This is a genomic window from Arthrobacter sp. SLBN-112, assembly GCF_006715225.1.
In the GTDB taxonomy this organism is placed as follows: domain Bacteria; phylum Actinomycetota; class Actinomycetes; order Actinomycetales; family Micrococcaceae; genus Arthrobacter.
Genome location: NZ_VFMU01000001.1, coordinates 4,317,746 through 4,344,285 on the forward strand (window position 1 = coordinate 4,317,746; position 26,540 = coordinate 4,344,285).

Annotated in this window: 23 protein-coding genes; 9 read left to right on the forward strand and 14 right to left on the reverse strand. The window is 67.3% G+C overall.

Features of this window, described 5'->3' with window-relative positions:
* Positions 1-39: 39 nt before the first annotated feature.
* From FBY33_RS19900 to FBY33_RS19935, 8 genes are all read right to left on the reverse strand, one after another.
* Positions 40-1,605 carry an amino acid permease gene (locus FBY33_RS19900; protein WP_142032184.1) on the reverse strand — a complete coding sequence of 522 codons (1,566 nt, stop codon included), beginning with the start codon at positions 1,603-1,605 and terminating at the stop codon, positions 40-42.
* 174 nt (positions 1,606-1,779) lie between these two features.
* Positions 1,780-2,187 (reverse strand): DUF779 domain-containing protein, encoded by a 408-nt coding sequence (locus FBY33_RS19905; RefSeq protein ID WP_142032186.1) that lies wholly within the window; start codon positions 2,185-2,187, stop codon positions 1,780-1,782.
* Entirely contained in the window at positions 2,187-3,209 is a 1,023-nt protein-coding gene (gene adhP, locus FBY33_RS19910; protein WP_200831429.1) for an alcohol dehydrogenase AdhP, read from the reverse strand. The genes FBY33_RS19905 and adhP overlap by 1 nt, the downstream gene beginning before the upstream one ends.
* Before the next feature lie 52 nt (positions 3,210-3,261).
* Complete coding sequence (exaC, locus tag FBY33_RS19915) at positions 3,262-4,785, reverse strand: acetaldehyde dehydrogenase ExaC (RefSeq protein WP_142032188.1); 1,524 nt, start codon at positions 4,783-4,785, stop codon at positions 3,262-3,264.
* A 122-nt stretch (positions 4,786-4,907) separates the two neighbouring features.
* On the reverse strand, positions 4,908-6,251 hold the full coding sequence (locus FBY33_RS19920; protein WP_142032191.1) for a helix-turn-helix domain-containing protein: 1,344 nt from the start codon (positions 6,249-6,251) through the stop codon (positions 4,908-4,910).
* A gap of 215 nt (positions 6,252-6,466) precedes the next feature.
* Entirely contained in the window at positions 6,467-6,937 is a 471-nt protein-coding gene (locus FBY33_RS19925; RefSeq protein WP_142032194.1) for a DUF4304 domain-containing protein, read from the reverse strand.
* Between the two features lie 43 nt (positions 6,938-6,980).
* The gene (locus FBY33_RS19930; protein ID WP_142032197.1) at positions 6,981-8,411 is read right to left on the reverse strand and encodes an FAD-dependent oxidoreductase; all 1,431 of its coding nucleotides are present in this window, start codon (positions 8,409-8,411) and stop codon (positions 6,981-6,983) included.
* 75 nt (positions 8,412-8,486) lie between these two features.
* On the reverse strand, positions 8,487-9,482 hold the full coding sequence (locus FBY33_RS19935) for a DNA topoisomerase IB (RefSeq protein WP_142033067.1): 996 nt from the start codon (positions 9,480-9,482) through the stop codon (positions 8,487-8,489).
* A 105-nt stretch (positions 9,483-9,587) separates the two neighbouring features.
* On the opposite strand from FBY33_RS19935, the gene rarD reads away from it, so the two are divergent.
* Positions 9,588-10,607 carry an EamA family transporter RarD gene (gene rarD, locus FBY33_RS19940; RefSeq protein WP_142032200.1) on the forward strand — a complete coding sequence of 340 codons (1,020 nt, stop codon included), beginning with the start codon at positions 9,588-9,590 and terminating at the stop codon, positions 10,605-10,607.
* Between the two features lie 100 nt (positions 10,608-10,707).
* Here the strand turns inward: rarD and gabT are convergent, their stop codons facing one another.
* On the reverse strand, positions 10,708-12,078 hold the full coding sequence (gabT, locus tag FBY33_RS19945) for a 4-aminobutyrate--2-oxoglutarate transaminase (RefSeq protein ID WP_142032203.1): 1,371 nt from the start codon (positions 12,076-12,078) through the stop codon (positions 10,708-10,710).
* 54 nt (positions 12,079-12,132) lie between these two features.
* On the reverse strand, positions 12,133-13,563 hold the full coding sequence (locus tag FBY33_RS19950; protein ID WP_142032206.1) for an aminobutyraldehyde dehydrogenase: 1,431 nt from the start codon (positions 13,561-13,563) through the stop codon (positions 12,133-12,135).
* Positions 13,564-13,731: 168 nt separating this feature from the next.
* Between FBY33_RS19950 and FBY33_RS19955 the strand changes: the two genes are divergently transcribed.
* Positions 13,732-15,168, forward strand: coding sequence for a PucR family transcriptional regulator (locus tag FBY33_RS19955; RefSeq protein ID WP_142032209.1), 1,437 nt, complete (start codon positions 13,732-13,734; stop codon positions 15,166-15,168).
* Between the two features lie 16 nt (positions 15,169-15,184).
* Here the strand turns inward: FBY33_RS19955 and FBY33_RS19960 are convergent, their stop codons facing one another.
* On the reverse strand, positions 15,185-16,825 hold the full coding sequence (locus FBY33_RS19960) for a CYTH and CHAD domain-containing protein (protein WP_142032211.1): 1,641 nt from the start codon (positions 16,823-16,825) through the stop codon (positions 15,185-15,187).
* Between the two features lie 136 nt (positions 16,826-16,961).
* On the opposite strand from FBY33_RS19960, the gene FBY33_RS19965 reads away from it, so the two are divergent.
* The 3 genes from FBY33_RS19965 (at position 16,962) to FBY33_RS19975 (ending at position 20,385) form a co-directional block, all read left to right on the forward strand.
* The gene (locus FBY33_RS19965) at positions 16,962-18,275 is read left to right on the forward strand and encodes an MFS transporter (RefSeq protein WP_142032214.1); all 1,314 of its coding nucleotides are present in this window, start codon (positions 16,962-16,964) and stop codon (positions 18,273-18,275) included.
* 3 nt (positions 18,276-18,278) lie between these two features.
* Positions 18,279-18,959 (forward strand): FadR/GntR family transcriptional regulator, encoded by a 681-nt coding sequence (locus tag FBY33_RS19970; protein ID WP_142032217.1) that lies wholly within the window; start codon positions 18,279-18,281, stop codon positions 18,957-18,959.
* A 148-nt stretch (positions 18,960-19,107) separates the two neighbouring features.
* On the forward strand, positions 19,108-20,385 hold the full coding sequence (locus FBY33_RS19975) for an AI-2E family transporter (RefSeq protein ID WP_142032220.1): 1,278 nt from the start codon (positions 19,108-19,110) through the stop codon (positions 20,383-20,385).
* 81 nt (positions 20,386-20,466) lie between these two features.
* Here the strand turns inward: FBY33_RS19975 and FBY33_RS19980 are convergent, their stop codons facing one another.
* Entirely contained in the window at positions 20,467-21,006 is a 540-nt protein-coding gene (locus FBY33_RS19980; RefSeq protein ID WP_142032222.1) for a hypothetical protein, read from the reverse strand.
* A gap of 160 nt (positions 21,007-21,166) precedes the next feature.
* Here FBY33_RS19980 and FBY33_RS19985 point away from each other — a divergent pair, with 160 nt between their 5' ends.
* The 4 genes from FBY33_RS19985 to FBY33_RS20000 are packed head-to-tail and all read left to right on the forward strand — an operon-like array spanning position 21,167 to position 23,603.
* Positions 21,167-21,457 (forward strand): hypothetical protein, encoded by a 291-nt coding sequence (locus FBY33_RS19985; protein WP_142032227.1) that lies wholly within the window; start codon positions 21,167-21,169, stop codon positions 21,455-21,457.
* A gap of 3 nt (positions 21,458-21,460) precedes the next feature.
* Complete coding sequence (locus tag FBY33_RS19990) at positions 21,461-22,288, forward strand: DUF1206 domain-containing protein (RefSeq protein ID WP_142032230.1); 828 nt, start codon at positions 21,461-21,463, stop codon at positions 22,286-22,288.
* Between the two features lie 28 nt (positions 22,289-22,316).
* Positions 22,317-23,102: a hypothetical protein gene (locus FBY33_RS19995; RefSeq protein WP_235010619.1), complete on the forward strand. Its 786-nt coding sequence runs from the start codon at positions 22,317-22,319 to the stop codon at positions 23,100-23,102.
* 51 nt (positions 23,103-23,153) lie between these two features.
* Positions 23,154-23,603 (forward strand): SRPBCC family protein, encoded by a 450-nt coding sequence (locus FBY33_RS20000; protein WP_142032234.1) that lies wholly within the window; start codon positions 23,154-23,156, stop codon positions 23,601-23,603.
* Between the two features lie 84 nt (positions 23,604-23,687).
* Here FBY33_RS20000 and FBY33_RS20005 read toward each other — a convergent pair whose 3' ends face one another.
* Positions 23,688-25,154, reverse strand: a complete 1,467-nt coding sequence (locus FBY33_RS20005; RefSeq protein ID WP_142032237.1) for an FAD-dependent oxidoreductase — start codon at positions 25,152-25,154, stop codon at positions 23,688-23,690.
* Positions 25,155-25,241: 87 nt separating this feature from the next.
* Positions 25,242-26,504, reverse strand: a complete 1,263-nt coding sequence (gene cobA, locus FBY33_RS20010; protein WP_142032239.1) for a uroporphyrinogen-III C-methyltransferase — start codon at positions 26,502-26,504, stop codon at positions 25,242-25,244.
* Between the last annotated feature and the right edge of the window lie 36 nt (positions 26,505-26,540).

The window sequence follows — 26,540 nt, forward strand, 5'->3', positions numbered from 1 at the left end:
AGGCCGGGCGGGCAGTTCAACAGCGGGAGTAGCGGGCCGTCAGGCGCGGCTCAGCTCGTCCTCGTCGTCACGCTCACTGGCTGCCTCGGTCCCGGCTGCAGCGGGTGCGCCGTTGACAGACACGCTGGCTTCGGCGAAGCGCTCGTTGAGCCGCGAATGCCGCTGTCCATAGGCGAAGTAGATCGCCAGGCCGATGACCAGCCAGATGGCAAAGAAGATCCAGGTCTCCACGGCCAGGTTGGTCATCAGGTACAAGCACAGCACTGCGGAAACGATGGGCAGCACCTTGCCGAACGGGACGCGGAAAGCGGGCTTCAGGTCCGGGCGCTTCCTGCGGAGCACCAGGATGCCCAGGCTGACCACCACGAACGCGGACAGCGTACCGATGTTGATCATTTCCTCGAGCAGGTCCACATTCGTGAGGCCTGCCACCAGGGCAACCGCGGCACCGCAGATGATCTGGAGGCGCGCCGGCGTGGAGCGCTTGTCGCTGGTCTTGGACAGCGACCGGGGCAGCAGGCCGTCGCGGCTCATGGCCAGCACCACACGCGACAGGCCCATGAGGAGCACCATGATGACGGTGGTCAGGCCCACCAGGGAACCGAAGGCGATGACCTTGGCGGCGGACGTGTCACCCACGGCCTCGAAGGCGGTGGTGAGGGTGGGGCTCTTGGCCTCGGCAAGCTGGGTGTAGGACACCATGCCGGTCAGGGCCAGGGAAACCAGGATGTAGAGCAGCGTGACCAGGGCCAGGCCGCCAAAGATACCGCGGGGCAGGGTCTTCTGCGGGTTCTTGACTTCCTCGGCGGAGGTGGCCACCACGTCAAAGCCGATGAAGGCGAAGAACACGAGTGCGGCGCCGGCGAAGATGCCCATGGTGCCGTACTGCGCGGGCGCGGCGCCGGTCAGGAAGCCGAAGAAGGACTGCTTCAGGACGTCCGCGGCGCCGGTGCCTGCCGTGGGCTCGGCGGCGGGAACGAACGGGCTGTAGTTCTCCACCTTCACGTAGGTGAAGCCCACCACGATCACGAACAGCACCACGCCGATCTTGATCAGGGTGAAGATGTTGCCCACTCGGGCGGACAGCTTGGTGCCCAGCACCAGCAGCACGGTGAAGATGGCCACGATCAGGAAGGCGCCCCAGTAGAGGTCCACGCCGCCCAGCGAAATGGCCGGCGGCACGTCCAGGCCCGTCAGGGCAAACACCTTGCTGAGGTAGATGCCCCAGTACTTGGCAATGACGGCGGCTGCCGTGAACAGCTCCAGGATCAGGTTCCAGCCAATGATCCAGGCAAGGAGTTCACCCATGGTGGCGTAGGTGAACACGTAGGCCGAGCCGGCCACGGGGATGGCAGTGGCGAACTCGGCGTAGCACATGATGGCCAGCGCGCAGGTGACGGCGGCGATCGCGAAGGAGACGGTAACGGCGGGGCCCGCGAAGTTGGCGGCGGCCTTGGCGCCCACCGAGAAGATACCGGCGCCGACAGCAACGGCGACGCCCATGATCATGAGGTCCCAGGTGCTGAGGGAACGCTTGAGCTTTCGTCCGGGCTCATCGGCGTCGGCAATCGACTGCTCGATGGATTTTGTCCGCAGAAGATTCATAAGGGGTCACAATCCTGGTTTGTGAGGGAAACAGACCTATCAACGATAGTGTCCATTCACTGGACGGCCCCAATCGTCCCGAATAGTGAGACACTCAGAACGCCGAATATTCTTCTGCCAACGCACTCGGGGCCCTCCGATTGGAGAGCCCCGAGAGGGTATTAGTCGAACTTGCTAGGCGGGCCAGTCCATCAGCGTGGACCGGATCAGGAAGCGTTTGCCCTCCGGCGCTTCCACCGAAAAGCCGCTCCCCCGGCCCGGTACAACGTCGATGGTCAGGTGGGTGTGGCTCCAGTAGTTGAACTGCTCCCGGGACATCCAGAACTCCAGCGGCAGGGGCTGCAGCCCGTCGGACAGGTCGAACAGCCCCAGCAGGACGTCCGAATCCCCGGTGACGAAGTCCCCGGCCGGGTAACACATGGGCGAGGACCCGTCGCAGCAGCCCCCGGACTGGTGGAACATGAGCGGTCCGTGCCGGTCCCAGAGCAGCCGCAGCAGGTCCACGGCCGCCGGCGTGAGCGCCACCCGGGAAAAGTCTTCCCCGGGCAGCGTCACGGCGGCATCGATCCCATGGGCGGGCATCAAAACCTCAGCACCACGCGGCCGTCGATCTTGGCGTGCTTCATCTCATCGAAGACGGCGTTGACCTCGGAGAGCTCCCGGACGGAGACCGTGGGGTGGATCTTGCCCTGCGCGTAGAAGTCCAGGGCCTCCTCCATATCCTGCCGGGTGCCCACGATGGAGCCACGGACGGTCAGTCCCTTGAGCACAATCTCGAAGATCGGCGCCGGAAAGTCCCCCGGCGGCAGGCCGTTGAAAACGATGGTGCCGCCACGGCGGACCATGCCGATGGCCTGCCCGAATGCTGACGGATGCACCGCGGTAACCAGCACTCCATGGCACCCTCCTGTCTCCCGCTGGATGACCTCCACTGGGTCTTCATGCAGCGCGTTGACGGTCACTTCGGCTCCATGGGCCCTGGCCAGGGCCAACTTGTCATCGGCAACGTCAACGGCGGCCACCCGCAGGCCCATCGCGACGGCGTACTGGACGGCGATGTGCCCCAGTCCGCCGATGCCGGAGATGGTGACCCACTGGCCTGGCCGGGCCTCGGTCATTTTCAGGCCCTTGTAGACGGTGACGCCGGCACAGAGTACCGGCGCCACCTCGACGGGGTCGGATCCCGCCGGTATGCGGGCCGCGAAGCGGGAGTCCACCAGCATGTACTCGCCGAAGGAGCCGTCCACGCTGTAGCCGCCGTTTTGTTGGGCTTCGCAGAGAGTCTCCCAGCCGGTGCGGCAGTACTGGCAGTCACCACAGGCGGACCAGAGCCAGGCGTTGCCCACCAGGTCTCCAACCTGGAGGTCGGTGACGCCCTGGCCCAGTGCCACCACTTCCCCCACGCCCTCATGGCCGGGAACGAACGGCGGGGTGGGCTTGACCGGCCAGTCCCCCTCAGCTGCGTGGAGGTCGGTGTGGCAAACGCCGGTGGTCAGCACCTTGACCAGCGCCTGTCCGGGTCCGGGTGTGGGGACGTTGAGGGTCTGGACCTGCAGGTCCTTGCCGAATTCGGTTACTACGGCTGCTTGCATTGTCGTCGTCATTGGCGATCCTTGCTTCGTTGTAGCTGGGTTGGGATAGGTTCTGCGGCGGGGTTTAGAAGAAGCCGAGCTTGTTTTCGTCGTAGCTGACCAGCAGGTTCTTGGTCTGCTGGTAGTGGTCCAGCATCATGGCGTGGTTTTCACGGCCAATGCCGGATGACTTGTAGCCGCCGAAGGCAGCGCCGGCCGGGTAGGCGTGGTAGTTGTTGACCCAGACACGGCCGGCCTGGATTTCCCTGCCTGCCCGGTAGGCCACGTTGCCGTTGCGGGACCAGACCCCGGCGCCCAGCCCGTAGAGGGTGTCGTTGGCGATGCCCATGGCGTCGTTGTAGTCGCTGAACTTTGTCACCGCCACCACAGGCCCGAAGATCTCCTCCTGGAAGATCCGCATCCTGTTGTGGCCCTCGAACACGGTGGGCTGGACGTAGAAGCCGCCCGCCAAGTCGCCCGGGAGTTCCGCGCGGGCGCCGCCGGTGAGCACCTTGGCGCCTTCCTGCTTTCCAATGTCGATGTAGGACAGGATCTTCTCCAGCTGGTCGTTGGAGGCCTGTGCACCCACCTGGGTATCGGTGTCCAGCGGGTTGCCCTGGACCATTTTTTCCACGCGGGCCACGGCGTCCGCCATGAAGGAGTCGTAAATGTCCTCCTGGATCAGCGCGCGGGACGGGCAGGTGCAGACTTCGCCCTGGTTGAAGGCGAACAGCGCGAACCCCTCCTGGGCCTTGTCGTAGAACGCGTCGTTGTCCTGGGCCACATCGTTGAAGAAGATGTTGGGGCTCTTGCCGCCCAGTTCCAGGGTGACGGGGATGAGGTTCTGGCTGGCGTACTGGCTGATGAGCCGGCCGGTGGTGGTCTCACCGGTGAAGGCGATCTTCCGGATCCGGGAGCTGGACGCCAGCGGCTTGCCGGCCTCCACGCCGAAGCCGTTGACCACGTTCAGCACGCCGGCGGGGAGCAGGTCCCCGATGAGTTCCACCAGCACCAGGATGGAGCTTGGCGTCTGCTCAGCGGGCTTGAGCACCACCGTGTTTCCGGCGGCGAGCGCGGGCGCAAGCTTCCAGACGGCCATGAGGATGGGGAAGTTCCAGGGGATGATCTGGCCCACCACGCCCAGGGGTTCGTGGAAGTGGTAGGCGGTGGTGTTCTCGTCCAGCTGGGACAGGCTGCCTTCCTGGGCACGGACTGCCGAGGCGAAGTAGCGGAAGTGGTCCGCGGCCAGCGGCAGGTCGGCATTGAGGGTTTCCCGGACCGGCTTGCCGTTGTCCCAGGTTTCGGCGACGGCGAGCATTTCCAGGTTCTCGTCAATGCGGTCGGCGATCTTGTTCAGAATCGCGGCGCGCTCTGCGGCGGAGGTCTTGCCCCAGGAAGGGGCCGCCTTGTGCGCAGCGTCCAACGCCAGTTCGATGTCTTCCGCCGTGCCGCGGGCCACCTGGCAGAACGCCTTGCCGGTCACCGGGGTGATGTTCTCGAAATACTGCCCCTTCACGGGGGCCACCCATTCGCCGCCGATCCAGTTTTCGTACCGGTCCTTGAAAGTGACCTTCGACCCGTCGGTTCCCGGCTGTGCGTAAACGGTCATGTGCTTAGCTCCTTTGCTGTGCAGGAGGCGGGCCACAGGGGCGTCCGCCGTTGAAGACAGCGTAGGAGCCGGGAGGTTGCAGCAAGGTTGCAACCTTGTGGCTCATGTCACAGTGGAACTTCTCAGGCGCGCAGTTCGGCTTCCAGCCGTTCGAGGTCGGCCACGACGGCGGCCCGCTTGGGTGAGCGCGGCGGCAGGAGGCGGAGCGCGGCGCGGCGGATTTCGACGTCGTCACTTGCCTCGGGAAGCGCGGCGTACTTGAGCAGGGACTCGGCACTGCCATCGGTGAGGACCGCTTCCCGCAGCAGGGACGAAACCCTGTTCCTCAAGTCCACGATGCCCGGCGCCTCGGAGCGCGGAAGCACCCCGCCGCGGTAAATCTCCAGGGCAATCCGGTGTGCACCGCGCTGCAGGCAACTGAGCACCTGGCCCGTGTCCGGCACCAGGTCGATGGGCAGCCGGTAGGGGCGCGAGCCGGGAACAGCATCCGGGGAGAGCTGCTGGAGGACTTTGCGCAGGCGGACCATCTCGGCGCGCAGTGTCATGGTGGAGCCGTCCCCCGGATACAGCAGCGAGCTCAGTTCCTCCGCTGTGAGCCCGTCCGGGTGCATGCTGAGCAGGGCAAGGATCTCGCTGTGCCGGGCGGACAGGGAAACGGTCCTGCCATCCAGGCTGAGCAGTGCCTGGTCGCGGCCCAGCAGCTGCAGGCTGTTCCGGTAGAGGCTGCCTTCCTTGGCACCCTGGCCCTGCCTTCCTGCAGCAGCCGGGGACCGTCGTCGTACAGGCTTCCTGGCCAGCTCCGCCGCATGCTGCAGTCGCTCCACCCGCAGTTGCGCCTGGGCGGCCGCCACCGTTGCCTCCACCAGGGACAGGGTGTGCGGCGCCACCGCCGTGGCCGTTCCGGTGATGTCCACGACGCCGAGCACGGCGCCCGAATCGGGGTCATGGAAGGGGACCGCGGTGCAGCTCCAGGGATGGACGGTGCGCTGATAGTGCTCGGCGCCGGCGATCTGGATACCCTTGCCCAGGGCCAGCGCGGTGCCCGGGGCGCTGGTGCCAACACTGGCTTCGGACCAGTCGGCGCCGGGGACGAACATCATCCCTTCGGCCCGGCGTTGCAGCGTGGGGTCCCCGTCCACCCACAGGAGCCTGCCCACCTCATCCCCCACGGCCACCAGGAGTCCGCTGTCGTGGCTGGGCTGGACCAGGAGCTTGTTGATGACCGGCATAATCGCGGCCAGGGGGTGCTGCCGGCGGTACTCCTCCAGCTCCTCGAAGTCCAGGGCCAGCGGCGCGGCAGTGTTGTCCGGGTTTGCCTTGAAGCTGGCGGACCGCAGCCAGGATTCCCTGATGAGTTTGCGCAGGCCGGGGATCTCGGGAGTGGCGCCGCCCAGGGCGTGATCCAGGCGCTCGTGCCCGGCCAGGGCGGCACGCTGGCGCGGTTCAGGCTGGAGCAGGTTCGTCATCGAACTCCCGGGAAGTGCAAGCGTGCGGCACGGTCAATTCAAGCCCGCGCACTCCTGCGCGCCGGACTCATTTTCAGCTGTGCATGGCTGGATGCCCAAGCCAGCATAGCCGGGTAAGAACTCCCTGTCATGGGTGTACCCGAACAAGCTCCTCCAGGGTATCCGCGCCCGCTGCGGCTCCCCCGGTGGCTGTTCCCTTCCGGATCCGCGTCGGATCAAACCGGCGGACCCTGAACGGCTACCAGCTTTTGCGCTGGACCTCTGACCAAGGATGCGGCAACCACCTTCTGGCCTGGGTCTTCGCGCAAACTCTTGATGCTCGCTACCGCCTCCAGCACTGGCCCCAAGTGGACAGTGAGGAAAGACGTGAGATCCTCGGCCCGTTGATCTTCAGGCACCGGGACGTCAAGATCCAGCAGAGCTGCGAGCTGCTCCTCTTCGCCTCCAACAAGCTGTGAGAGGCGGGTCCGGACGTGGCACACGTGCTCCTTCGGGGTCCTGGCTTCGCCAAGAGGCCGCAGCCACAGGGCAATGTTCACGTAGTACTGCAATCCGTACTGCGACTTTTGCAGTTCGACCACGGTGATCACCTCATCGGTGATGCGGTACCAGGATCCGCTGGTCTTCGAGAATCCGGCACTATCCATGAAGCCGTCAAAGGTAGTTTGAATGACATTCCTGCTCATGGCCCTCCGTAGGACATGACCTGCTGCCGGGGTAAGTAAAGGGTCAGCCGCGGGAGATGCGGATCATGTCCTCCCGCGGGACCACCTTGATCCGTTCACGCACCACGTGGTCCAGACCCTCAGGTCCGGTCCAGGCGGCGCCCAGTCCTGCCTCGTGGGCGTCGAGCCTGTTCCACCCCTCCCAGGTGGTGTATTCGATGCCGCGTTCCTCAAGCAGGTCGATGATGGCCTGGGGATCCGGGTTTTGTGCCGCCGGCAGGTTCGGCCGGTCCTCCAGCAGGAAGCCGATGGTCTCCAGCGCATCGCCTTTGGTGTGCCCGATCAGTCCCACCGGTCCGCGCTTGATCCAGCCCGTGGTGTAGATGCCCGGGACGGGGTTGCCCCCGGCATCCAGGACGCGGCCGCCTTCGTTGGGAATGACGCCGCGCTTGGCGTCGTACTCCAGTTCGTCCAGGGCCGAGCCGTGGTAGCCGACGGCCCGGTAGACCGCCTGGACGGGGTACTCCACGTACTCCCCCGTCCCCTTGGCGTTGCCGGTCCCGTCCAGCTGCATGCGCTCAAACTTGATGCCGCCCACCTTGCCCGTACCGTCGTCGAGCACTTCAACGGGGCTGTGCAGGAAGTGCAGGTGCAGCCTGCGGGAGGAGGGGTTCTCCGACTCCGCATGCTCCTCCACCAGCCAGTTGGTGAGCGTGTTCACCATGGTCTTGACCTGGTTGTTGCTGCGGATCGCCTCGTCCGATGCCTCGTCGAACTCGAAGTCCTCCGGGTACAGGACAATGTCCACATCGTTCATGTGGCTGAGTTCGCGCAGTTCCAGCGGGGTGAACTTCACCTGGGCCGGGCCGCGGCGGCCGAAGACGTGCACGTCCGTCACGGGCGAAGACTTCAGGCCCTGGTAGACGTTGTCCGGAATCTCGGTGGTCAGCAGTTCCTCAGGGTGCTTGACCAGCATGCGCGCCACGTCCAGGGCCACGTTGCCGTTGCCGATGACGGCGATTTCCCTGGCCTCCAGCGGCCATTCGCGGGGAACATCCGGGTGGCCGTCGTACCAGGACACAAAGTCGGCGCCGCCGAACGAGCCCTGCAGGTTGATCCCGGGAATCTCCAGGTCCGCGTCCTTCACCGCACCGGTGGAGAAGATCACGGCGTCGTAGAAGGCCCGGAAATCGTGCAGCGTGAGGTCCCGGCCGTAGGTCACATTGCCAAGGAACCGGATGTCGCCGCGGTCCAGGACCTTGTGGAGGGCGTTCACGATGCCTTTGATCCGGGGGTGGTCCGGGGCCACACCGTAACGGATCAGGCCGTAGGGCGCCGGGTAGGCCTCGAAAAGGTCAATGCTGACCTGGAAGTCGCCGTCCTTCACCCCGCTGGACTTGGTGAGGATGTCCGCAGCATAGACTCCTGCCGGTCCAGCGCCGACGATGGCGACGCGGAGGGGACGGTTGGCGGCGGTTTCGCTCTGATTGGACACCGAGAGCCCTTCTGAACTGGTCCTGCTCACGTTTCATGAGACTGCACCGCATCATGCAGCGCACAGTCCCCCATTCTAGTTGGCGGCCAGGGCCACCACCTTGCCCTCGCGGTACAGGAGCGCCCGCAGCTCGGACTCAGCCGAGTCCAAGCGCTTGGGGTCGATGGTTTCGCCCGCGTGATAGTTGTCCAGGACGCGGGGGTCCACGTAGCTCTTGCGGGCGATGGAGGGCGTGTTTCCCAGCGTCTCCGCGGCGTCGTGCATGGCCCGGCTGATGGCCCGCTTCCGTTTGGCCGCCGTACGCTGGGGGCCGGTGCTGGCCAGGCTTGCCGCCGCCGCCACCGTGCCGCGAAGGGTGCGGAAGTCCTTGGCGGTGAAGTCCGAGCCCGTCCGTTCCTTCACGTAGGCGTTGATGTCCGCGCTGGTCACCGGACGCCAGGTCCTGCCCTCCTTGTAGGCCAGGAGCCGGGCATTGGGCCCGCGGCGCTTGAGCAGTCGCAGCAGGACGGCGAGGTCGGGGTCGCGGATTTCCGATTCCCAGTCCTTGCCGCTCTTGGCCGGGAAGCGCAGCAGGATCCGGTCCTTGCGCACCTGGACGTGGGCGCACAGCAGCGTGGCCAGTCCCCGGCTGCCGTTCTCGTTGGTGTACCGTTCAGACCCGACCCGCAGGGATCCGCTGTCCAGCATCCGGAACGCCCCCGCCAGGACCCGTTCCCTTGTGAAGCCCTCGCTGCGCAGGTCCATGGTGACCCGGCGGCGGGCGGCAGGCAGCGATTCGGCCAGCTGGAGGGACCGGTCGAACTTCACCCGGTCCTTACGCTCACGCCACTCGGGATGGTAGATGTACTGGCGCCGGCCCACCGCATCCACGCCCGTTGCCTGGATGTGGCCGTTTTCAAACGGGGCAATCCACACGTCGGTCCATGCCGGCGGGATGCCGATGTTCTCCAGCCGGTCGCGGATGGGACCGGGCGGCAGGGTGGAGCCGTCCAGGTCGCGGTAACTGAAGCCTTTGCCGGCCGGCACCCTGCGGTAGCCGCGGCCCGAGGCGTTGCTGTGCCGGAGCCTCATGGGGCCGGCTGCGGGGTACGGGCGCATTTCATGAAAGCAAGCCTACTGACTATTTTCCGGATTTCCCCGCCCGCCTGCTGGAATACCTGCCAGGGGGATGCTGTTATGGACAGCGTGCCCTCGCCAGACAGAACCCCCACAGCCACTTCCTCCCCCGCCCCGTCCGGAAAAGGAACAGCGGCGCCCACGGGCCCCAAGCCCCTGGCCAAGGACACGACGGCGGGAATGCTGTTCGGCATCGGCGCGTACGTCTTGTGGGGGCTGCTCCCGCTGTACTTCTTCATCCTGATGCCAGCCGGCGCCGTCGAAATCGTGGCCAACCGCGTGGTGTGGTCGCTCCTGTTCTGCGCCCTCCTGATCACGGTCACCAGGGCCTGGGGCGCGCTGGTGACCGCGCTGAAGGACCGGAGGGTGTTTGGCTCCCTGGCGCTGGCCGCTTTCCTGATCGCCATCAACTGGCTGACCTACACCTACGGCGTGACCACCGGACAGGCGGTGGAAACGTCCCTTGGCTACTTCATCAACCCGCTCGTCTCGGTGCTCCTCGGCGTGCTGGTCCTGAAGGAGAAGCTGCGGCCGCTCCAGTGGACCGCCGTGGGCGTCGGCTTCGTGGCCGTAGGCGTCCTCACCTACTCCTACGGCAAGCTGCCGTGGATCGCCCTGACCCTGGCCTTCAGCTTCGGCCTGTACGGCTTCGTGAAGAACCGGGTGGGATCGCGGGTGGACGCCATCACCAGCCTCAGCGTGGAGACCATGGTGCTGGCCCCGCTGGCCGCCGTGGCCATGGTGGTCCTGGCCGCGAACGGCAGCGCCACACTGACCTCACAGGGCGCCGGGCACTTCTGGCTGCTGCTGGCCTCCGGCGTGATCACCGCCGTCCCGCTGCTCTTCTTCGGCGCTTCCGCGCGGCGGCTGCCCATGACCACCATCGGGCTGCTCCAGTATTTTGCGCCCGTGCTGCAGTTCCTGGTGGCCCTGCTGGTGTTCCGGGAAGCCATGACCGTGGAGCGCTGGATCGGGTTCGGCGTGGTGTGGCTCGCGCTGCTCATGCTGACCCTTGACATGCTCAGGACGGCGCGCAGGAACTCGGTGGCCCGCAGGGCAGCGCTCAGCTGGGCCGCCTGAAGCAACACCGGGCGCACGCCGCACCCACCGTACTGACACAGAAGGCGGGCTCCCCATCGGGAGCCCGCCTTCTGTGCGTTGCCGGAGGGAGTCGTTCCGGTTAAGCGTTGGCCTTGATGGCGGCGGCCAGGACATCCAGGCCGTCGTTCAGCAGCTCGTCGGTAATGACCAGCGGCGGCAGCAGGCGGATGACGTTGCCGTAGGTGCCGCAGGTGAGGATGATGACGCCTTCCTTGAGGCAGGCGGCGGCAACAGCTTTGGTCAGTTCCGGGTTGGGCTCCTTGGAGCCGGCCTGGACAAGTTCGACGGCGAGCATGGCGCCGCGGCCGCGGACGTCACCGATCACGGCGGTGCCGGCAGCGGCGAGTTCGGTCTGCAGGTCGCGGAGCCGCCCGAGGGCGAGTTCCTCGATGTGGCGGGCGCGGCCGTTCAGGTTGTACTCCTCCATGGATCCGATGGAGGCGAGGGCTGCGGCGCAGGCCACCGGGTTTCCGCCGTAGGTGCCGCCGAGTCCGCCCGGGTGCACGGCGTCCAGCAGGTCCGCGCGGCCGGTGATGGCGGACAGCGGCATGCCGCCGGCGATGCCCTTGGCCATCGTCAGGATGTCCGGGACAACGCCCTCGTGGTTCACGGCGAACCATTCACCGGTGCGGCAGAAGCCGGACTGGACCTCGTCCGCGATGAAGACGATGCCCTTGTCCTTGGCCCAGGCGGCCAGCGCGGGGAGGAAGCCTTCGGCCGGGACGATGAAGCCGCCCTCACCCTGGATGGGCTCGATGATGATCGCGGCCACCTGGTCGCCGCCGATCTGCTTCTCGATCATGGTGATGGCGCGCTTGGCGGCCTCGGCACCGGTGATGGCGGGGTTTTCCTCGCGGTACGGGTAGCTCATGGGCATCCGGTACACCTCGGGCGCGAACGGCCCGAAGTTGGTCTTGTACGGCATGGCCTTGGCGGTCAGCGCCATGGTCAGGTTGGTACGGCCGTGGTAGGCGTGGTCGAAGGCGACGACGGCGTCCCGGCCGGTTGCCAGGCGGGCTACCTTGACGGCGTTTTCCACGGCTTCGGCGCCCGAGTTGAAGAGGACGGTGCGCTTCTCGTGGTCGCCCGGGGTGAGGCGGTTCAGCTGCTCGGCGACCGCCACGTAGCCTTCGTAGGGGGTGACCATGAAGCAGGTGTGGGTGAAGTGCTCCACGGCTTCCTTGACGGCACCGACGACGGCGGGATCGGACGCTCCCACGCTGGTCACGGCAATGCCGGAGCCGAGGTCGATGAAGGAGTTGCCGTCGACGTCGTGGATGATCCCGCCGTCGGCGTCTGCAACGTAGACCGGGACGCTGGAGGCGACGCCGGCAGCCACCACGGACTTGCGGCGTTCGGTCAGTGCCACGGACTTGGGGCCCGGGAAGTCGGCCTGGACGTTGCGCTTCTGCTCCAGGCGGTAGGTGATGTCTGATGCGGTGGTGGTCATGGTGTTTCTTTCTTTGCTAAAAGGGGCGCCCGTGGGGAAAATCAGGCGGCTGGGTTATGCATCAAGGGCACTCATCACGTGCTTGATGCGCGTGTAGTCCTCCACGCCGTACATGGAGAGGTCCTTGCCGTAGCCGGACTGCTTGAAGCCGCCGTGCGGCATTTCGGCGGTGAGCAGGATGTGGGTGTTGATCCAGACGGCGCCGAAGTCCAGGTCGCGGCTCAGCCGCATGGCGGTGCCGTGGTTGCTGGTCCAGACGCTCGATGCCAGGGCGTAGTCCACGTCGTTGGCCATGGCCACCGCTTCTTCTTCGCTGCTGAACTTCTGCACCGTGATGACCGGTCCGAAGGTCTCCTTCTGCACCACGTCGTCGGTCTGCTTGGCTCCGGTGATGATGGTGGGTTCGAAGAAGTAGCCCTTCTCCCCCGCCCGGTGGCCGCCGGTCTCGATCCGGCAGTTGGCCGGCAGGTTCTCCACCACGGAGGTGACGGCATTGAAGTGGTTCACGTTGTTCAGCGGTCCGAAGTAGTTGTCTTCGTCGTTCTGGGAGCCGGTGTGCAGGGTCCTGGTGTGCTCCACCATGGCGGCCACGACGTCGTCGTGCACGGATTCGTCCACCAGCACGCGGGTGATGGCGGTGCAGTCCTGGCCGGCGTTGAAGAAGGCGAACTCGGCGATGGCCGCGGCGCTCTTCTTGATGTCGGCGTCCTTGAACACGATGGCCGGAGCCTTGCCGCCCAGTTCCAGGTGCGCGCGCTTGAGGCTCTTGGCGGCACCGGAGGCAACAGCGATGCCGGCGCGGACCGAACCGGTGATGGACACCAGGCCGGGGACCTTGTGCTCCACCATCATGGCGCCGGTTTCGCCGGTGCCGAGCACCACGTTCAGGACGCCGGCAGGGAAGATGTCGCCCGCCAGGCGGGCCAGGACCAGGGTGGATTCGGGGGTGGTGTCGGACGGCTTCAGGACCACCGTGTTGCCGGCCGCGAGCGCGGGACCAATCTTCCAGATGGCCATCAGGAACGGGTAGTTCCAGGGGGCTACCTGGGCCACGACGCCGATGGGTTCGCGGCGGACGTAGGAGGTGTGGCCCTCGAAGTATTCACCCGCGGACTTGCCTTCAAGGATGCGGGCGGCGCCGGCGAAGAAGCGCAGCTGGTCGGCACCGGCGGCAACTTCCTCGGAGGCGATCAGCGAGCGGACCTGGCCGGTGTTGCGGTGTTGGGCTTCGACGAGTTCGTCGCTGTTGGCCTCGATGGCGTCGGCGAGCTTGAGCAGCATCAGCTGTCGCTGGCCCGGGGTGACATGCTTCCAGGTCCTGAAGGCGTCCTTGGCAGCCGCCATGGCGGCATCGACGTCCGCCTGCACGGAGACGGGGGCGTGCGCCACCACTTCGCCGTTGGTGGGGTTGACCACGTCCAGCAGGGTGGTGCCGGCGGGGGTGACGAACTTCCCGTTGATGAAGTTCTGCAAGGTTTGGACCACGGTGTGCAACCTCTTTCGTAAGGGCCATCGGCGGCCGGGCGGAGACCAGGACGGATGGATGGAACTGCCTTGAGCCTATGCCAGCGCCCAAGTCGGGTGAATAGCCACCTGCACACCCTTGCCAAAGAGGTTTAGTGCGGTTGCCCAGCTCACGTTTATCCTTGCTTCATGGCCATTTCCCTTGCTGCCCTGGTGGGCGTATCGTCCCTGAAGCTGTCAAAAGCGGGCGTGGCGGAGACTACCTGGAACCAGGACATCAACTGGGTCGCTGTCACCGAACTGGAGGATCCGCAGCGGTTCCTCAACGGCGGGGAGCTGGTCCTCACCACCGGCCTGCGCCTGCGCTCCGCCCCCGAGCAGCGCCGCTTTGTCCGCCAGGTGCAGCGGGCCGGCGCGGTGGGCATCGGATTCGGCGTGGGCCTCTCGCATGAAGCGGTGCCGCCGGCCCTGCTCGCGGAGGCCAACCGGTGGGGCCTGCCCGTGGTGGAAGTGCCGTACGAGACCCCTTTCATCGCCATCACCAAGCTTGTGGCCGACGCGCAGTCCGCGGACCACTACGCCAAGCTGGAACGGCTGATCGCCGGCCATCAGGTCCTGGCGCGGGCACTGCTGACCGGCGGCGGCGTGGCCGAACTGTTGAAGAACCTGGGCGGCATGCTCCGCACGGATGTTGCCCTCACGCAGTTCACGGCGCAGCTGTACAACAGCAGCACCGCCAGCCCGTCAGCGGACACCTGGTCCAGCTATCCCGTCCCCACCGGCCGCCGTGATGCCTGCACGCTGTGGGTGCGCCAGCCGTTCGAGGACACGGGCATCATCGGCTACGCGCAGAACCTGATCAGCGTGGAGTTGAACAACATGGTCAAGCAGCGGCAGGCCCAGCGCGCCCTCTGCGGCCAGGTGCTGGAGGACGTGATCCACGGGGCGCTCGAGACCAGCGAGGCCCAACGCCGCCTGGCCGGCGTGGGCGTAAACAGCACCCGCAAGAATGTGGTGCTGCTGGCCGTGTCGGCCGCCCACGGCAAGGCCCTGGGCAGCACCTCCGTGCCGCTGGAACTGGAGAAGGCGGTTGCCGCCGTGGTGGGCAAGGACCTGGTGCTGGTGGTCAATGACGACGGCGGGACGGCACCGGCGCTGGCACGGAAGCTCAGCGACCACCTCGCCGAGGCCGGGATCCACGCCACGATCGGCATCGGCGGGGCCTATACCAAGCCGAACGGCCTGCGCTGGAGCTACTTCGAGGCCCGGGACGCCGCGAGCCACGGCCTGCCGGTCAACGAACCTGAGCGGCTCAGCCTGACCTCGCTGCTGCTGGCCAGCGAGGATGTGCCGCTGGCGGACATGGCGCACGAGTCCCTGAACCCGCTGCGGTCCTTTGATGCCGCGCACGGTTCGGAGTTGATGGCCACGCTGGAGAGCTACCTGAACAACAACGGCTCGGTGGCCGCGGTGGCGGAGGAACTCACGCTGCACCGCAACACGGTCCGGTACCGGCTGGCCCAGATCACCGAACTCACCGGGTACGACCCCGCCGTCACCGCCGACCGGGTGCAGCTGTGGCTCGCCCTGGCGGTGGCCCGGTTGTCGGCACGCCAAGGCAAGTAGCCAGGAAGCAGGCAGGTCAGATGACGCCGTGGCCCAACAGGTCCCGCGATTTCTTCCACGCTTTCCGGAAGTCGGCCTGGGCCGCCAGCATTCGTTCTTCCTGCTGGTTGAGCAGCTGGGCATAGATGCCTGCGGTGGTTGCCCCGGTGTCATCGGCGGCGATGCCGGCCAGCAGGTCTCGGGCCACGGCGGCGTCCTGGAACCGGCCCAGGATCTTTTGTTGCCTGCGGGCGGCCTTTGCCACCTTGCCTGCCCGCTTGCCGTGCACCAGCACGGCCGATTCAGCCACATGGCGCAGCCGCTTGGCGTCCTTGCGGACGCGGTGGAGGGCCAGCTCCTGTTCCCTGCCGCGCCGTGCGCGCTTTACCGCCTTGCGCGAGCGCCGCAGCCGTTTGGCCGCTTTGTCCACCGCCTTCGCCGCGGCCCGCCGCCCGGGCCGTACCGCTTCGGCACGCACTGGCGGGCTGTCGCGGAAGTCCTCGAGCTTGTCCAGAAGCCGGAAGTAGCGGTCAGTGCCCAGGGCTTCCTGCAGGAGCCGGTATGCGGCATCGTAATCGGTGCTTGTGCGCTCCTCCAGCCGTGTCGTTGCCTCCGCAATGCCTTCCCCGGGCGGCAGGCCGGCCAGCTGTCCGCGGAGCTGCTCCCTCAGGACCTCGGCGTCACGCGGCTGCCCCAGCAGCTGGCCCAGCCACTTCAGCTCGTTCCGCAGCTTGCGGACCGGCGATGCCCGGTAGAGCCTGCCGTAAGCACCCAGCACCGAACGGATCCGGCGCGCTGCCGAGCGCATGGCGTGGACTGCCTCGGGTTCCTCGCCCCGGACGGCGGCATCGCTGGCAAGGATCTGGTCAATCTGCGCGCCCACGTAGACGGTGACGACGGCGGCTGCCGGCGCACGCTTTCCGGCCAGCAGGGCCGGGCTGCTTTCGGCCGTGGCGGTGCCGCCGGTTTCCCCACTTCGAGCTTCCCCACCTCCGGCTTCTTCACCGGCGGAGGCGCGCTTCGCGGCCGCCTTGCCGGCTTTTTTGTCATCGCCCAGTGCCCGGGCCAGTTTGGAGGCGTGGCCGGCCGGGCGGGCACCGGCAGCGGCGAGCAGTTCCTCCACGGGCCCAAAGAGGCCGGGATCACCGTGGACCAGTTCCAGTTCCCACTCGCGCCACTGCTGCCGGGTGGCCGCCGCCTTGTCCCGGTCCTGGAGCCGTTCGGCGGTCACCTGGTCATCCGCGAGGTCGGCGAGGTGCACGCCGTCGTCGCCGTACAGGGGGTAGGTGGTGCGCCGGGTTTCCAGGCGGACCACCGGCACCGGGGCGGCACCCCGAAGGTAGGCGTGCAGGTGGGTGAGCAGGGCGTCCGGGACGACGTCGGGCCGGCCCAGGGGTGCGTGCAGTTCCGTGCGGTGCTGCGGCCCTTCCCCGGCCGCGGCAGCTTGTGCCGGCAGCTTCAGGTGCCAGCCGGCGTCCTTCCCGCCGGTGCGGCGGCGCAGCGTGATGCGCCGGGCGGCGAGGGCATGCTTTGGCGTGTCGAAGTACACCGCCTCCAGGAGGTCGGTATGCGGCGCGCCTGTCCGGGCCACCCCGGCCGCCTGCTCAAGCGCGGGCACTGCGGCGCCGGCGTCGACGTCGTACTTCTTCTCGATTTCCAGTCCCCGGGAAGCTTCCACAGCCGTCCTTCCGCACCACCTGGTCTGTGCCAGGCCCTCCGACAGTCCGTTCGAAGTCTATTGCAGCGGCCCCGGACCGGGAGAGGTTGACCACAAAAGGACAAACATCAAACGTCTAACCTTTAGGCTGGACAGTATGCCCGCCACTCCCCCCTCTTCGCCACCTTTAGCCACCCAGGCAGCCGCGGCCGGCCCAAGCGCTCCCGCAACCGGGACGATGCCTGCCAAGCCGCGCTCCGCCGTCGTGTTCGGCGTGATCGGCCTGGTGCTGATTGGGCTCAATCTTCGGGCGGGCATCACCGGGGCGTCCGCCCTGCTGCACGATCTCCAGGCGGTGCTGGGTTACGGGGCGCTGGTAGCGGCCATCATTCCGTCCATCCCCACGCTCTGCTTCGCGGTGGCGGGCGCCGCCACTTCCTGGCTCACCGGCAGGGTGGGGGTGGAGAAGGCGATCCTGCTGTCCCTGGCCCTGCTGGCCGGCGGCCTGCTGCTGCGCGGCATCCCCGCCACCGGCATGCTCGTGGCCGGCAGCGTGGTGGGCATGTCCGGCCTGGCAATCTGCAACGTGGCCATGCCGTCCTTCATCCGCGAACACTTCGCCTCGCGCACCTCGCTCATGACCGCCGTCTACACGGTGACCATGACCACCGGCGGCACGCTCACCTCCGTCGCGGTGGTGCCGCTGGCCCACGCCCTGGGGTCTCCTTCGGCCGCGGTGGGCGCCGTGGGCATCGCCGCGGTGGCGGCCTTCCTGGGTTTCCTGCCCGTGGCGTTGCACGCCCACCGGAATACCGTCCGAAGCACCGCCGGCCACGTCTCCCCCTGGCCGCTGCTGCGGACCCGCAAAGGCCAGCTCCTCACCGCGATCTTCACGCTGCAGGCCCTTCTCGCCTATGCCCTGCTGAGCTGGTTCCCGTACATGCTCACCACCATGGGGATGAGCGCCTCGGACAGCGGGCTGATGTTCGGGCTCATGCAGCTGGTCTCCGTGCCGGCCGGCATGGTGCTGATCGCCATCGGCTCCCGCCCCGGGATGCTGCGTCCGGCGTTCTACCTGGTGAGCATCACCATGGCCGTGGGCATCCTGGCGCTCCTGTTCCTGCCCGTGGGCCTGGCGGCCATCCCCGCCGTCCTGCTGGGCTTTGGTTTGGGCATCTTCCCGCTGGTGATGGTCATGATCAGCCGCAGCGGCACCAGCACCTCCGAAACCACTGCGCTGTCCACGCTGGCCCAGTCCTCGGGGTACCTGCTGGCCACGGCGGGTCCGTTCGGCATGGGACTGCTGCACAGCGCCACCGGCGGCTGGATCCTGCCGCTGGCCCTGCTGCTGGCGCTGGCCCTGGTCCAGATCGTGGTGTCCCACCTGATTACCGGCCGCGCAATGTCCGGCAAGACCGCAGGCACTGCCCAGGGCGCTGTTCCGGCCGGCACTGGGGACGGAAGGAAGTAGCCCGTGTCCCTGAGCCCGTCAGTCCGCCCGCCACTCGCCGCCGAAATCACGGCCAAGCTGCGGGACATGGTCCACACCGGCGAGTGGGCCCTAAACGAGCGCATCCCTTCGGAGCCCGAGCTCATGGCCCGGCTTGGCGTCTCCCGCGGAACCCTCCGCGAAGCAGTCAAGGCCCTCGCCCACGGCGGCATGCTGGAGGTCCGGCGCGGGGACGGCACCTACGTGCGCGCCACCAGCGAGATGTCCGGTGCCGCGCAGCGGATGTACCGGGACCACACCGAGCAGCACATCCTGGAGGTGCGGCTGGGCCTGGATACGCAGGCTGCCCGGCTGGCGGCACGGAATGCAACGGATCAGGACGTCACCGCCCTGCGTGCCCTCCTCACCAGCCGGGACCAGGCCTGGAACAACGGTGACTTTGAGGCCTGGGCGGACGCCGACTGGCACTTCCACGAGGGCATCGCGAGGGCGTCCGGCAACCCGCTGCTGCACGAGCTCTACGCCAGCTTCGGAACAGTGTTCCACCAGGATCTCCTCAAACAGCAGCGCCGGCCCGGCTTCAACGGTCTTCCGCGGGACGGCCACGAGACGCTCCTGGATGCGGTCGAACGGCGGGACGAAGACGCTGCCGTGGCCACGGTGAACCGGAACCTGAACTCCTGCGCGGAGTGGCTGGCGGAGTAGTCCCGCCGGCCGGCCATGACGGCGGTTTGTTTGGCCCGGGGTTTCTACCCGACCCAAACCATCAGTAGGCTTACCATCTGACGAAGGATGTTCTGCCCTGCACTGCACTCCGCGGCGCAGGGCACCCTCCGGACGATGAGGAGTTCCCATGGCGCGATTAACACGCCTCAATGAGCAGGAACTGGGCAACGAGTCCCCCCGGGCGGCGCGGGCCGCCGATGTGGAGGCCGGCGCGAGGCCGGCTGACGGTGCACCCGCTCAAGCGGGGCAGCAAGGCGGCGCACCCCGCCAGGGGCAGCGCCTCGGCCCGATCAGCAAACCGCAGGGGTCCCGGCCGCCGGGCGCACTGTGGTCCGACGGCCTGGGCAAGGTGGGCACCCGTGCGGCCCAGATCCTGCTGATCCTGGCTGTCGCCACCGTATCCGTCTTCGCGCTGATGCAGATCAAGCTCCTGGTGATCCCGGCCCTGATTGCCCTGATCCTGGCCGCAGCAATCGGCCCGTTCGTGAACATGCTCCGCCGGCGAGGGATACCGGGGGGCCTGGCCACCGGCATGGCATTCGTGGCGCTGCTGGTGATCCTGGCCGGCGTGTCCACCGTCATCTACTTCTCAGTGCGGAACCAGTGGGGCGAACTGGCGGCACAGGCTTCCTCCGGCCTGGACGAGCTGGAGCAGTTCCTGCTGACGGGGCCAATCCCCATTGAACAGGAGCAGCTCAACCAGGCACGGGAGTCGGTGGTGCAGTTCGCCACCAGCAGCCAGGTTCGCTCCGGCGCGGTCACCGGACTGTCTGTGGTGACCGAGTTCATTGCCGGGGCCAGCCTCATGGTGGTCATCCTGTTCTTCTTCCTCAAGGACGGCGCCAAAATCTGGGACTTCTTCCTCCGCCCCTTTTCAGGCCAGCGTGAAGCCAAGCTGCGCCGCTCGGGCCGCCGCACCCTTGAGGTCCTGGGCGGCTATGTCCGGGGCACCGCAATCGTTGCCCTGGTGGATACCGTGGCCATCGGGGCGGCCCTGCTGATCATGCAGGTGCCGCTGGCCATTCCACTGGCCATCATCGTCTTCATTACCGCCTTCATCCCGCTCGTGGGCGCAACCATCGCCGGCATCCTTGCCGCCCTGGTGGCGCTCGTGGCGAACGGCCCGGTGGTGGCCCTCATCGTGGTGGCCGTCGTCGTGGCGGTGAACCAGCTGGAGGGCGACCTCCTGCAGCCGATCGTCATGGGCAAGTCCCTCCAGCTTCACGCCCTGGTGATCCTCATGGCCTTGACTGCCGGCACCATCCTGGCCGGGATCGTGGGTGCGGTCCTGTCCGTCCCGCTGGCGGCCGTGGCCTGGGCGATCATCCAGGTGTGGACGGCGGAAGACCCCAACCTGAAGGACATGAACCCGGACCTGCCGCCGCCCAATACCCAACCGGTGTAGCAGCGACCCCAGCAGCAGACAAAGCGGCGGCCCGGCACTTACGTGCCGGGCCGCCGTCGTCCGCTCTGTACCGGCTGGCTGCTACTCCCCGCGCAGACCCGCAAAGACGTTCTTGGGACGCTGCATCTCGCCGTGCTTGGCGCCGAGGATGATCACCAGGGCTGCGAAGCCGGGGATGGCCCACTGCAGGAGCTTGAGCTGCTGCTGGGCCGCCTTCAGCTCGTCCGAGGCCGCACCGTGCGGCTCCGTTGCGCCTTCGGCGCCTTCACCGGCGAGCTTCTCCACCTTCTTGCCCACGATGCCCGAGTACAGGGTCACGGCAGCGCCCACCACGGTAACGGCGGTCTTGATGACGGTGTCGCGGGCCACGCCTTCCTGCTTGGCGATGCGGCCCTTGTTCTCCCACGCAATGGCGAGATCGGCCACCAAGTGGGAGGCAAAGGCTGCAGTCTGGAACGGAGCCCACTTCATCCAGCCTGCACTGGAAAGCCGGGTGCGCTCCGAAGGGTCCTTGGCCTGGGCCGCTGCGCCGTTGAGCCCGATGGCGCCCATCAGGGAGCCGCCAAACCATGCTGCTGCCGTCAGGTCGTGAACTGAACGGGCAATGAGATTTCCTGCCATGATGTGCATTCCTAACGTTGTGAACTGGTTTCCAGATTGCCGCTGTGCCGCGGACTTCACTTGCGGTGTCCCATCGAGGTATGGTGCGCCCATGGTAAGCACACTTACTAATATTACGAAAGCCCGTTCGGGACCGGGTCAACCGCGTAATATCGTCGCCATGGGAAATACAGGAACATTGTTCGGCTGGGCCTTCGGGGACCCCGCCCGTGAAAGTGACGGCGGCTACGTGGACGGCCTGCAGCGCGAGGCGCTCAGGAATGCGCGGGAAACCGCGAAGGCCAAAGGCGTGGAGGCTGTGACGGGTTCCGAGGTGTTCACCGTCCTCAGCGCGGATGATTCCCTGGTGGAGCTGGACAACGCCCCCGGCCAGCTGGTGGTCCGCTGCACGGTGCACGTCGAGGGCCCGGGCGCGGAGAAGCTGCGGGCCGAAGGGCCCATGAACGGCTGAACCATGTCCGACGGCGATTCCACCCTCAGCCAGGCAGCGGACGCTGTCGAGGAAGCGTCCAACCACAAGGCCCTGGACGTCCTGGCCCGCAGCGGGTTCGCCGTCATGGCCCTGCTCCACGTGATCATCGGCGCCATTGCCATCGCCATCGCCTTCGGCCATCCGGGCGACGCCGAGCCCACCGGTGCCATCGCCCAGCTCGCCGACAACACGTGGGGACCATTTGTCATGTGGGCGTGCGTGGCAGCATGTCTCGGCCTTGCCCTCTGGCAGGCCAGCGAGGCCACGCTGCGCGCCCGGAGCCTCCCCCGCAAGGAACGGCTGGCCAAGCTGGTCTCCTCGGGGTTCCTGGCCATCGCCTACGGCAGCGTGGGCCTCACCTTCGCAGGCTTCGCCCTGGGCCAGCGCAGTGACTCCGGCGAGAACACCCGGGACTTCAGCGCCAGCCTGATGGCCCACCCGCTGGGGCCGTGGGTCCTCGCAGCCCTGGGCCTGACCGTCCTGGGCATCGGCATCTACTTCATGGTCAAGGGGTTCCGCCGCGGCTTCAAGGAAGAGCTGTTCCACTTCGACGGCACCCGGCGCGGCAGGCTCATCGACAGCCTGGGCGTTACCGGCCACATTGCCAAGGGCGTGGCCCTGGTACTCACCGGGCTGCTCTTCGTCATTGCCGCCGCCAAGCACAACCCGGACGAGTCCACCGGCCTGGACGGCAGCCTCAAGGCCCTGCAGGACCACCCGTTCGGGCCCGCCCTGCTGGTGGCCATTGGAGCGGGATTCATCGCCTATGGGATCTTCGCACTTGTCCGCTCGCGGTTCGGCCGCATGTAAAGCCGAATTTCCGGGGTAGGAAGGAAACATGACCCAACAACTGCGCGTTGGTTCCGCCGTCACCGGGAGTGCCGGGGAGGCTTTCGCTGCCCTCTTCCGGCTCCTGAAACTCGCCCGCCCGGACCGGCCCATCCATCCCCGGGGACTTGGCCTGGCCGGGGAGCTCACCAGGACCGGCAACCCTGCCGGCCCCAGTGGGATCGACTGGCTCGATTCCCCCGGCACTGACCAGGTGATGGCCCGATTTTCGCGATCCGTGGGGCTGCCGCAGGCGCTGCCGGACATCCTGGGCCTGGCCCTCCGGATTTCGCCTTCCGGCGATGCCGGCCTTGGTGCCGCTCCGGGTGCTGCCCTTGGTGCCGCCCCAACTGCCGGTCTCGGCGCGGCCGCTGGTGCCAAACCCGCCGATGTCCTTTTCGCCTCCACGGGCTGGCGACTGCCCGGCCGGTTCCTGCTGATGCCGCGGCTGGATGTCGCCGGAGCCACCCTGACCACGCTGATGCCGTACCGCGGCCGGCGGGGCCCGGTGCTGCTGGGTCTGCGGACGCGGAACCTTCCATCGGGTTCACTTGCATCCGGTGAATGGGAACTGGGCCTGTACTGGGCCAAACCGGGCGGGCCCTGGCGGGAATGCGGGGAACTGCGGCTGCATGCCGGCACTGATCCAGGGGACATCCCGCTTCGTTTCGACCCGTTGGGGAACCAGCCGCCCGGGGCCCGCACCTACGGCTGGGCCCGGCGGCTCCGGAAGCCGTCCTACCGGGCCGCACGGCGGCCGGCACCTCCCGCCGTCGTACGTTCCAAGGAACCCTGACGCGCAACAGCCACAAGCCACGAAACCACCACCCGAACCGGAAGGAACTCCATGTCCACCGTCTCGCAGCTGTTCACCTCCCCCGCGGCCGACGTCTGGCGGGTCATCGCAGACGGCTGGCTCTATTCCGGCTGGGTGGTGGGCGCGTCACGGATCAGGGACGTGGACGCCGAATGGCCGCAACAGGACGCCCGGCTGCACCACTCGGTGGGCGCCTGGCCGCTGGTGATCGACGACAGCACGCGCGTTACCGCCGTCGAGCCGGGCCGCTCGCTGGAACTCGTGGCGCGCGGCTGGCCGATGGGTGAGGCGAAGGTGGAGATCACGGTGGAGGACCGCGGCGACCAGTGCCTGGTGACCATCGCCGAGGACGCCATCCGCGGGCCCGGCAAGCTGATGCCGAAGTTCCTGCGGGATCCGCTGATTTCAGTGCGGAACCGGGAGACCCTGCGGCGCCTGGAGCTGATGGCCGTTGGCGGCGCCGGCAAACAGAAGCCCTGAACAGCGCGGCCGGGTTAAGGCACTTTAACGCAGGAACCGCGGGACCAAATGGCCCCGCGGTTCCTGCGTTTTGTCGATAGGCGGTTAGACCTGCGCGGCCACGCCGTCACGGGAGATGTCCACCATGTCCTCGCGCGGGACCACCTTGACGCGCTCACGCTTGACCTCCACGCCGTGCGAGCCGCCCGCCTCGGTGGCTGCTGCGCCGAGCGCAAGTTCGTGCGCGTCCAGGGCAAGCCAGCCTTCCCAGCTGGTGAACTTCACGCCGCGGGCGTCGAGGAGCTCGACGACGGCGTCCTCCTCAGGTGCCGAAGCGACGGGGAGGTTTTCGCGGTCTTCCAGCAGGTAGGTCACGGTTTCCAGGGCGTCGCCCTTGGTGTGGCCGATGAGGCCGACCGGTCCGCGCTTGATCCAGCCGGTGGCGTAGATGCCCGGCACGTGCTGGCCGTCGACGTCCAGGACGCGGCCGCCGTCGTTCACGACGACGCCCTTCTTGTGGTCGAACTCCACGTCCGGGAGGGCGGAACCAAAGTAGCCGATGGCGCGGTAGACGGCCTGGACCGGGTAGTCCACGTACTCGCCGGTGCCGCGGGCGTTGCCGGTGCCGTCCAGCTCGGTGCGCTCGAACTTGATGCCGGCCACCTTGCCCGGGGTCTCGGCGTCGTCATAGATCTCCACGGGGCTGTGCAGGAAGTGCAGGTGCAGGCGGCGGGAGGCCTTGAGCTCGGAGAGGTCCTCGGGCTGCTCGGCGATCCAGTTGGTGAGGGTGCCCACCATGGTCTTGGTCTGGTTGTTCGTCTGGATCTGGCGGTCCGATTCCTCGTCGAACTCGAAGTCCTCCGGGTACAGGATGATGTCCACGTCCTTGGAGTGGGACAGCTCGCGCAGCTCCAGCGGGGTGAACTTCACCTGGGCAGGCCCGCGGCGGCCAAAGACGTGCACGTCGGTGACGGGCGAGGCCTTCAGGCCGGCGTAGACGTTGTCCGGGATCTCGGTGGTGAGGAGGTCATCTGCATGCTTGGACAGCACGCGGGCCACGTCCAGGGCCACGTTGCCGTTGCCGATGACCGCGATTTCCTTGGCCTCCAGCGGCCATTCGCGCGGGACGTCGGGGTGGCCGTCGTACCAGGACACGAAGTCGGCGCCGCCGAACGAGCCCTCCAGCTCGATGCCGGGGATGTTCAGGTCCGCGTCCTTGATGGCGCCGGTGGCGAAGATGACGGCGTCGTAGTGCGTGCGGAGGTCCTCGATGGTGAGGTCCGTGCCGTAGTCCACGTTGCCGAAGAAGCGGATGTCGCCGCGGTCCAGCACCTTGTGCAGGGCGTTCACGATGCCCTTGATGCGGGGGTGGTCCGGAGCCACACCGTAGCGGATCAGGCCGTAGGGTGCCGGGTAGCGGTCAAAGAGGTCGATGCTGACGGTCAGCTCGCCGCTTTTGACGGCTTCGCTCTTGGTGAGGATGTCCGCGGCGTAGACGCCGGCCGGGCCGGAGCCCACGACGGCGACGCGAAGCGGACGCGCAGCTGTTCCTACGGGAGTGCTGGATGACACGGCTGTGTTCCTTTTCTTCTGCATCGATTGCTCCGTAGATGCCGTTTTGAACACTCATAACGGCAGTTGTGGAGCAGTCGATGGGTTTCAGGTGGTGAGGACGGTCTTGCGGGGGCTGTTCGGGGTGGTGGTGCTGTAGTCAGCGGTTTTGAAGTGCGACGGCGCGAACGGGCTCACGCGCACCACGTCACCGATGACAATCACGGCAGGATTTGCGACGCCGGCCGCCTGGGCCTGGTCGGCGATGGAACCGAGCGTGCCAATCGTGACGCGCTGGTCCGGCAAATAGCCGTTTTCCACGATACCAACAGGGGTGTCCTGGGGCAGGCCGGCTTCGCCCAGCGCGGACGCGGATTCGCGCAGCTGGCCAACGCCCATGAGCAGGACGATCGTGTGGTCCGCGCGGGCAGGAACCTCGGAGAGTTCCTCGTGGCCGGTCACCACACTGAAGCCCTTGGCCAGGCCGCGGTGGGTGACGGGAATGCCGGCCGCTGCGGGCACCGAGATGGCGGAGGTGACTCCGGAAACCACTTCAACCTCGACGCCGTGCTGCCGGCAATATTCGGCTTCCTCGCCGCCGCGGCCCAGCACGTAGGGGTCGCCGCCCTTGAGCCGGACCACGCGGTGGCCTTTCAGGGCTTCCTCGACGAGGATCCGGTTGATCTCCGCCTGCGGGACCGGGTGGTGGCCTGGCGTCTTGCCGACTTCGATGATCCGCACGTCGGGGGCGAGTTCGTTCAGGAGTTCGCGCGGGCCCAGGCGGTCCGCCACCACGACGTCGGCCTGGCCCAGGAGCCTGCGGCCGCGGACGGTGATGAGGCCGGTGTCGCCGGGACCGCCGCCCACCAACGCGACGCTGCCCGCGTGGGCGCGGCGCCGGCGCAGTGGAAGGTCGCCGGTTTCAAGGGCGGTGGCCACTGCGTCCCGGACGGCCATGGCGCGGCGGGGATCTCCACCGGCGTTGATGGCAATCTTGACGTCGTCCACCTCTGCCACCGCGGGGGTCCAGGCAGCAGAAGCTTCATGGTTGGAGGCGTTGACGCACCAAACCCGCTGCGCCTCGGCGTCGGCCGATACTTGGGCGTCCACGGCGGAATCGCCGGTGGCGGTCTGGACGAACCATACGCCGTCGACATCGCTGGAAACGTAGGGGCGCGCTTCCCAGGTGAGCAGGCCGGCGCCGGCCAACTCCTGGAGCGCGGGCGAGGCAACCGGAGCGACGACGGTGACCACGGCACCGGCGTCGAGCAGCCCTTTGGCGCGGCGCGCAGCAACGGGGCCGCCGCCCACCACCAGCACCGGGCGGCCGAGCAGCCGCAGCGCCGTGGGGTAAATATCCTGAATTGCCATGAATCAACGGTAGGGCCGCGTCACAATGGGCTACAA

Excerpts from the sequence above, each read along its gene's own strand:
- FBY33_RS19905 (WP_142032186.1), bottom strand. The coding sequence starts at position 2,187 with ATGCCCGCCCATGGGATCGATGCCGCCGTGACGCTGCCCGGGGAAGAC.
- exaC (WP_142032188.1), bottom strand. The coding sequence starts at position 4,785 with ATGACCGTTTACGCACAGCCGGGAACCGACGGGTCGAAGGTCACTTTC.
- FBY33_RS19985 (WP_142032227.1), top strand. The coding sequence starts at position 21,167 with ATGGGAAATACAGGAACATTGTTCGGCTGGGCCTTCGGGGACCCCGCC.
- gabT (WP_142032203.1), bottom strand. The coding sequence starts at position 12,078 with ATGACCACCACCGCATCAGACATCACCTACCGCCTGGAGCAGAAGCGC.
- FBY33_RS20000 (WP_142032234.1), top strand. The coding sequence starts at position 23,154 with ATGTCCACCGTCTCGCAGCTGTTCACCTCCCCCGCGGCCGACGTCTGG.
- FBY33_RS19965 (WP_142032214.1), top strand. The coding sequence starts at position 16,962 with ATGCCCGCCACTCCCCCCTCTTCGCCACCTTTAGCCACCCAGGCAGCC.
- FBY33_RS19900 (WP_142032184.1), bottom strand. The coding sequence starts at position 1,605 with ATGAATCTTCTGCGGACAAAATCCATCGAGCAGTCGATTGCCGACGCC.
- cobA (WP_142032239.1), bottom strand. The coding sequence starts at position 26,504 with ATGGCAATTCAGGATATTTACCCCACGGCGCTGCGGCTGCTCGGCCGC.
- FBY33_RS19920 (WP_142032191.1), bottom strand. The coding sequence starts at position 6,251 with ATGACGAACCTGCTCCAGCCTGAACCGCGCCAGCGTGCCGCCCTGGCC.
- FBY33_RS19935 (WP_142033067.1), bottom strand. The coding sequence starts at position 9,482 with ATGAGGCTCCGGCACAGCAACGCCTCGGGCCGCGGCTACCGCAGGGTG.
- FBY33_RS19980 (WP_142032222.1), bottom strand. The coding sequence starts at position 21,006 with ATGGCAGGAAATCTCATTGCCCGTTCAGTTCACGACCTGACGGCAGCA.
- rarD (WP_142032200.1), top strand. The coding sequence starts at position 9,588 with ATGGACAGCGTGCCCTCGCCAGACAGAACCCCCACAGCCACTTCCTCC.
- FBY33_RS19975 (WP_142032220.1), top strand. The coding sequence starts at position 19,108 with ATGGCGCGATTAACACGCCTCAATGAGCAGGAACTGGGCAACGAGTCC.
- adhP (WP_200831429.1), bottom strand. The coding sequence starts at position 3,209 with ATGACGACGACAATGCAAGCAGCCGTAGTAACCGAATTCGGCAAGGAC.
- FBY33_RS19925 (WP_142032194.1), bottom strand. The coding sequence starts at position 6,937 with ATGAGCAGGAATGTCATTCAAACTACCTTTGACGGCTTCATGGATAGT.
- FBY33_RS19955 (WP_142032209.1), top strand. The coding sequence starts at position 13,732 with ATGGCCATTTCCCTTGCTGCCCTGGTGGGCGTATCGTCCCTGAAGCTG.
- FBY33_RS19990 (WP_142032230.1), top strand. The coding sequence starts at position 21,461 with ATGTCCGACGGCGATTCCACCCTCAGCCAGGCAGCGGACGCTGTCGAG.
- FBY33_RS19995 (WP_235010619.1), top strand. The coding sequence starts at position 22,317 with ATGACCCAACAACTGCGCGTTGGTTCCGCCGTCACCGGGAGTGCCGGG.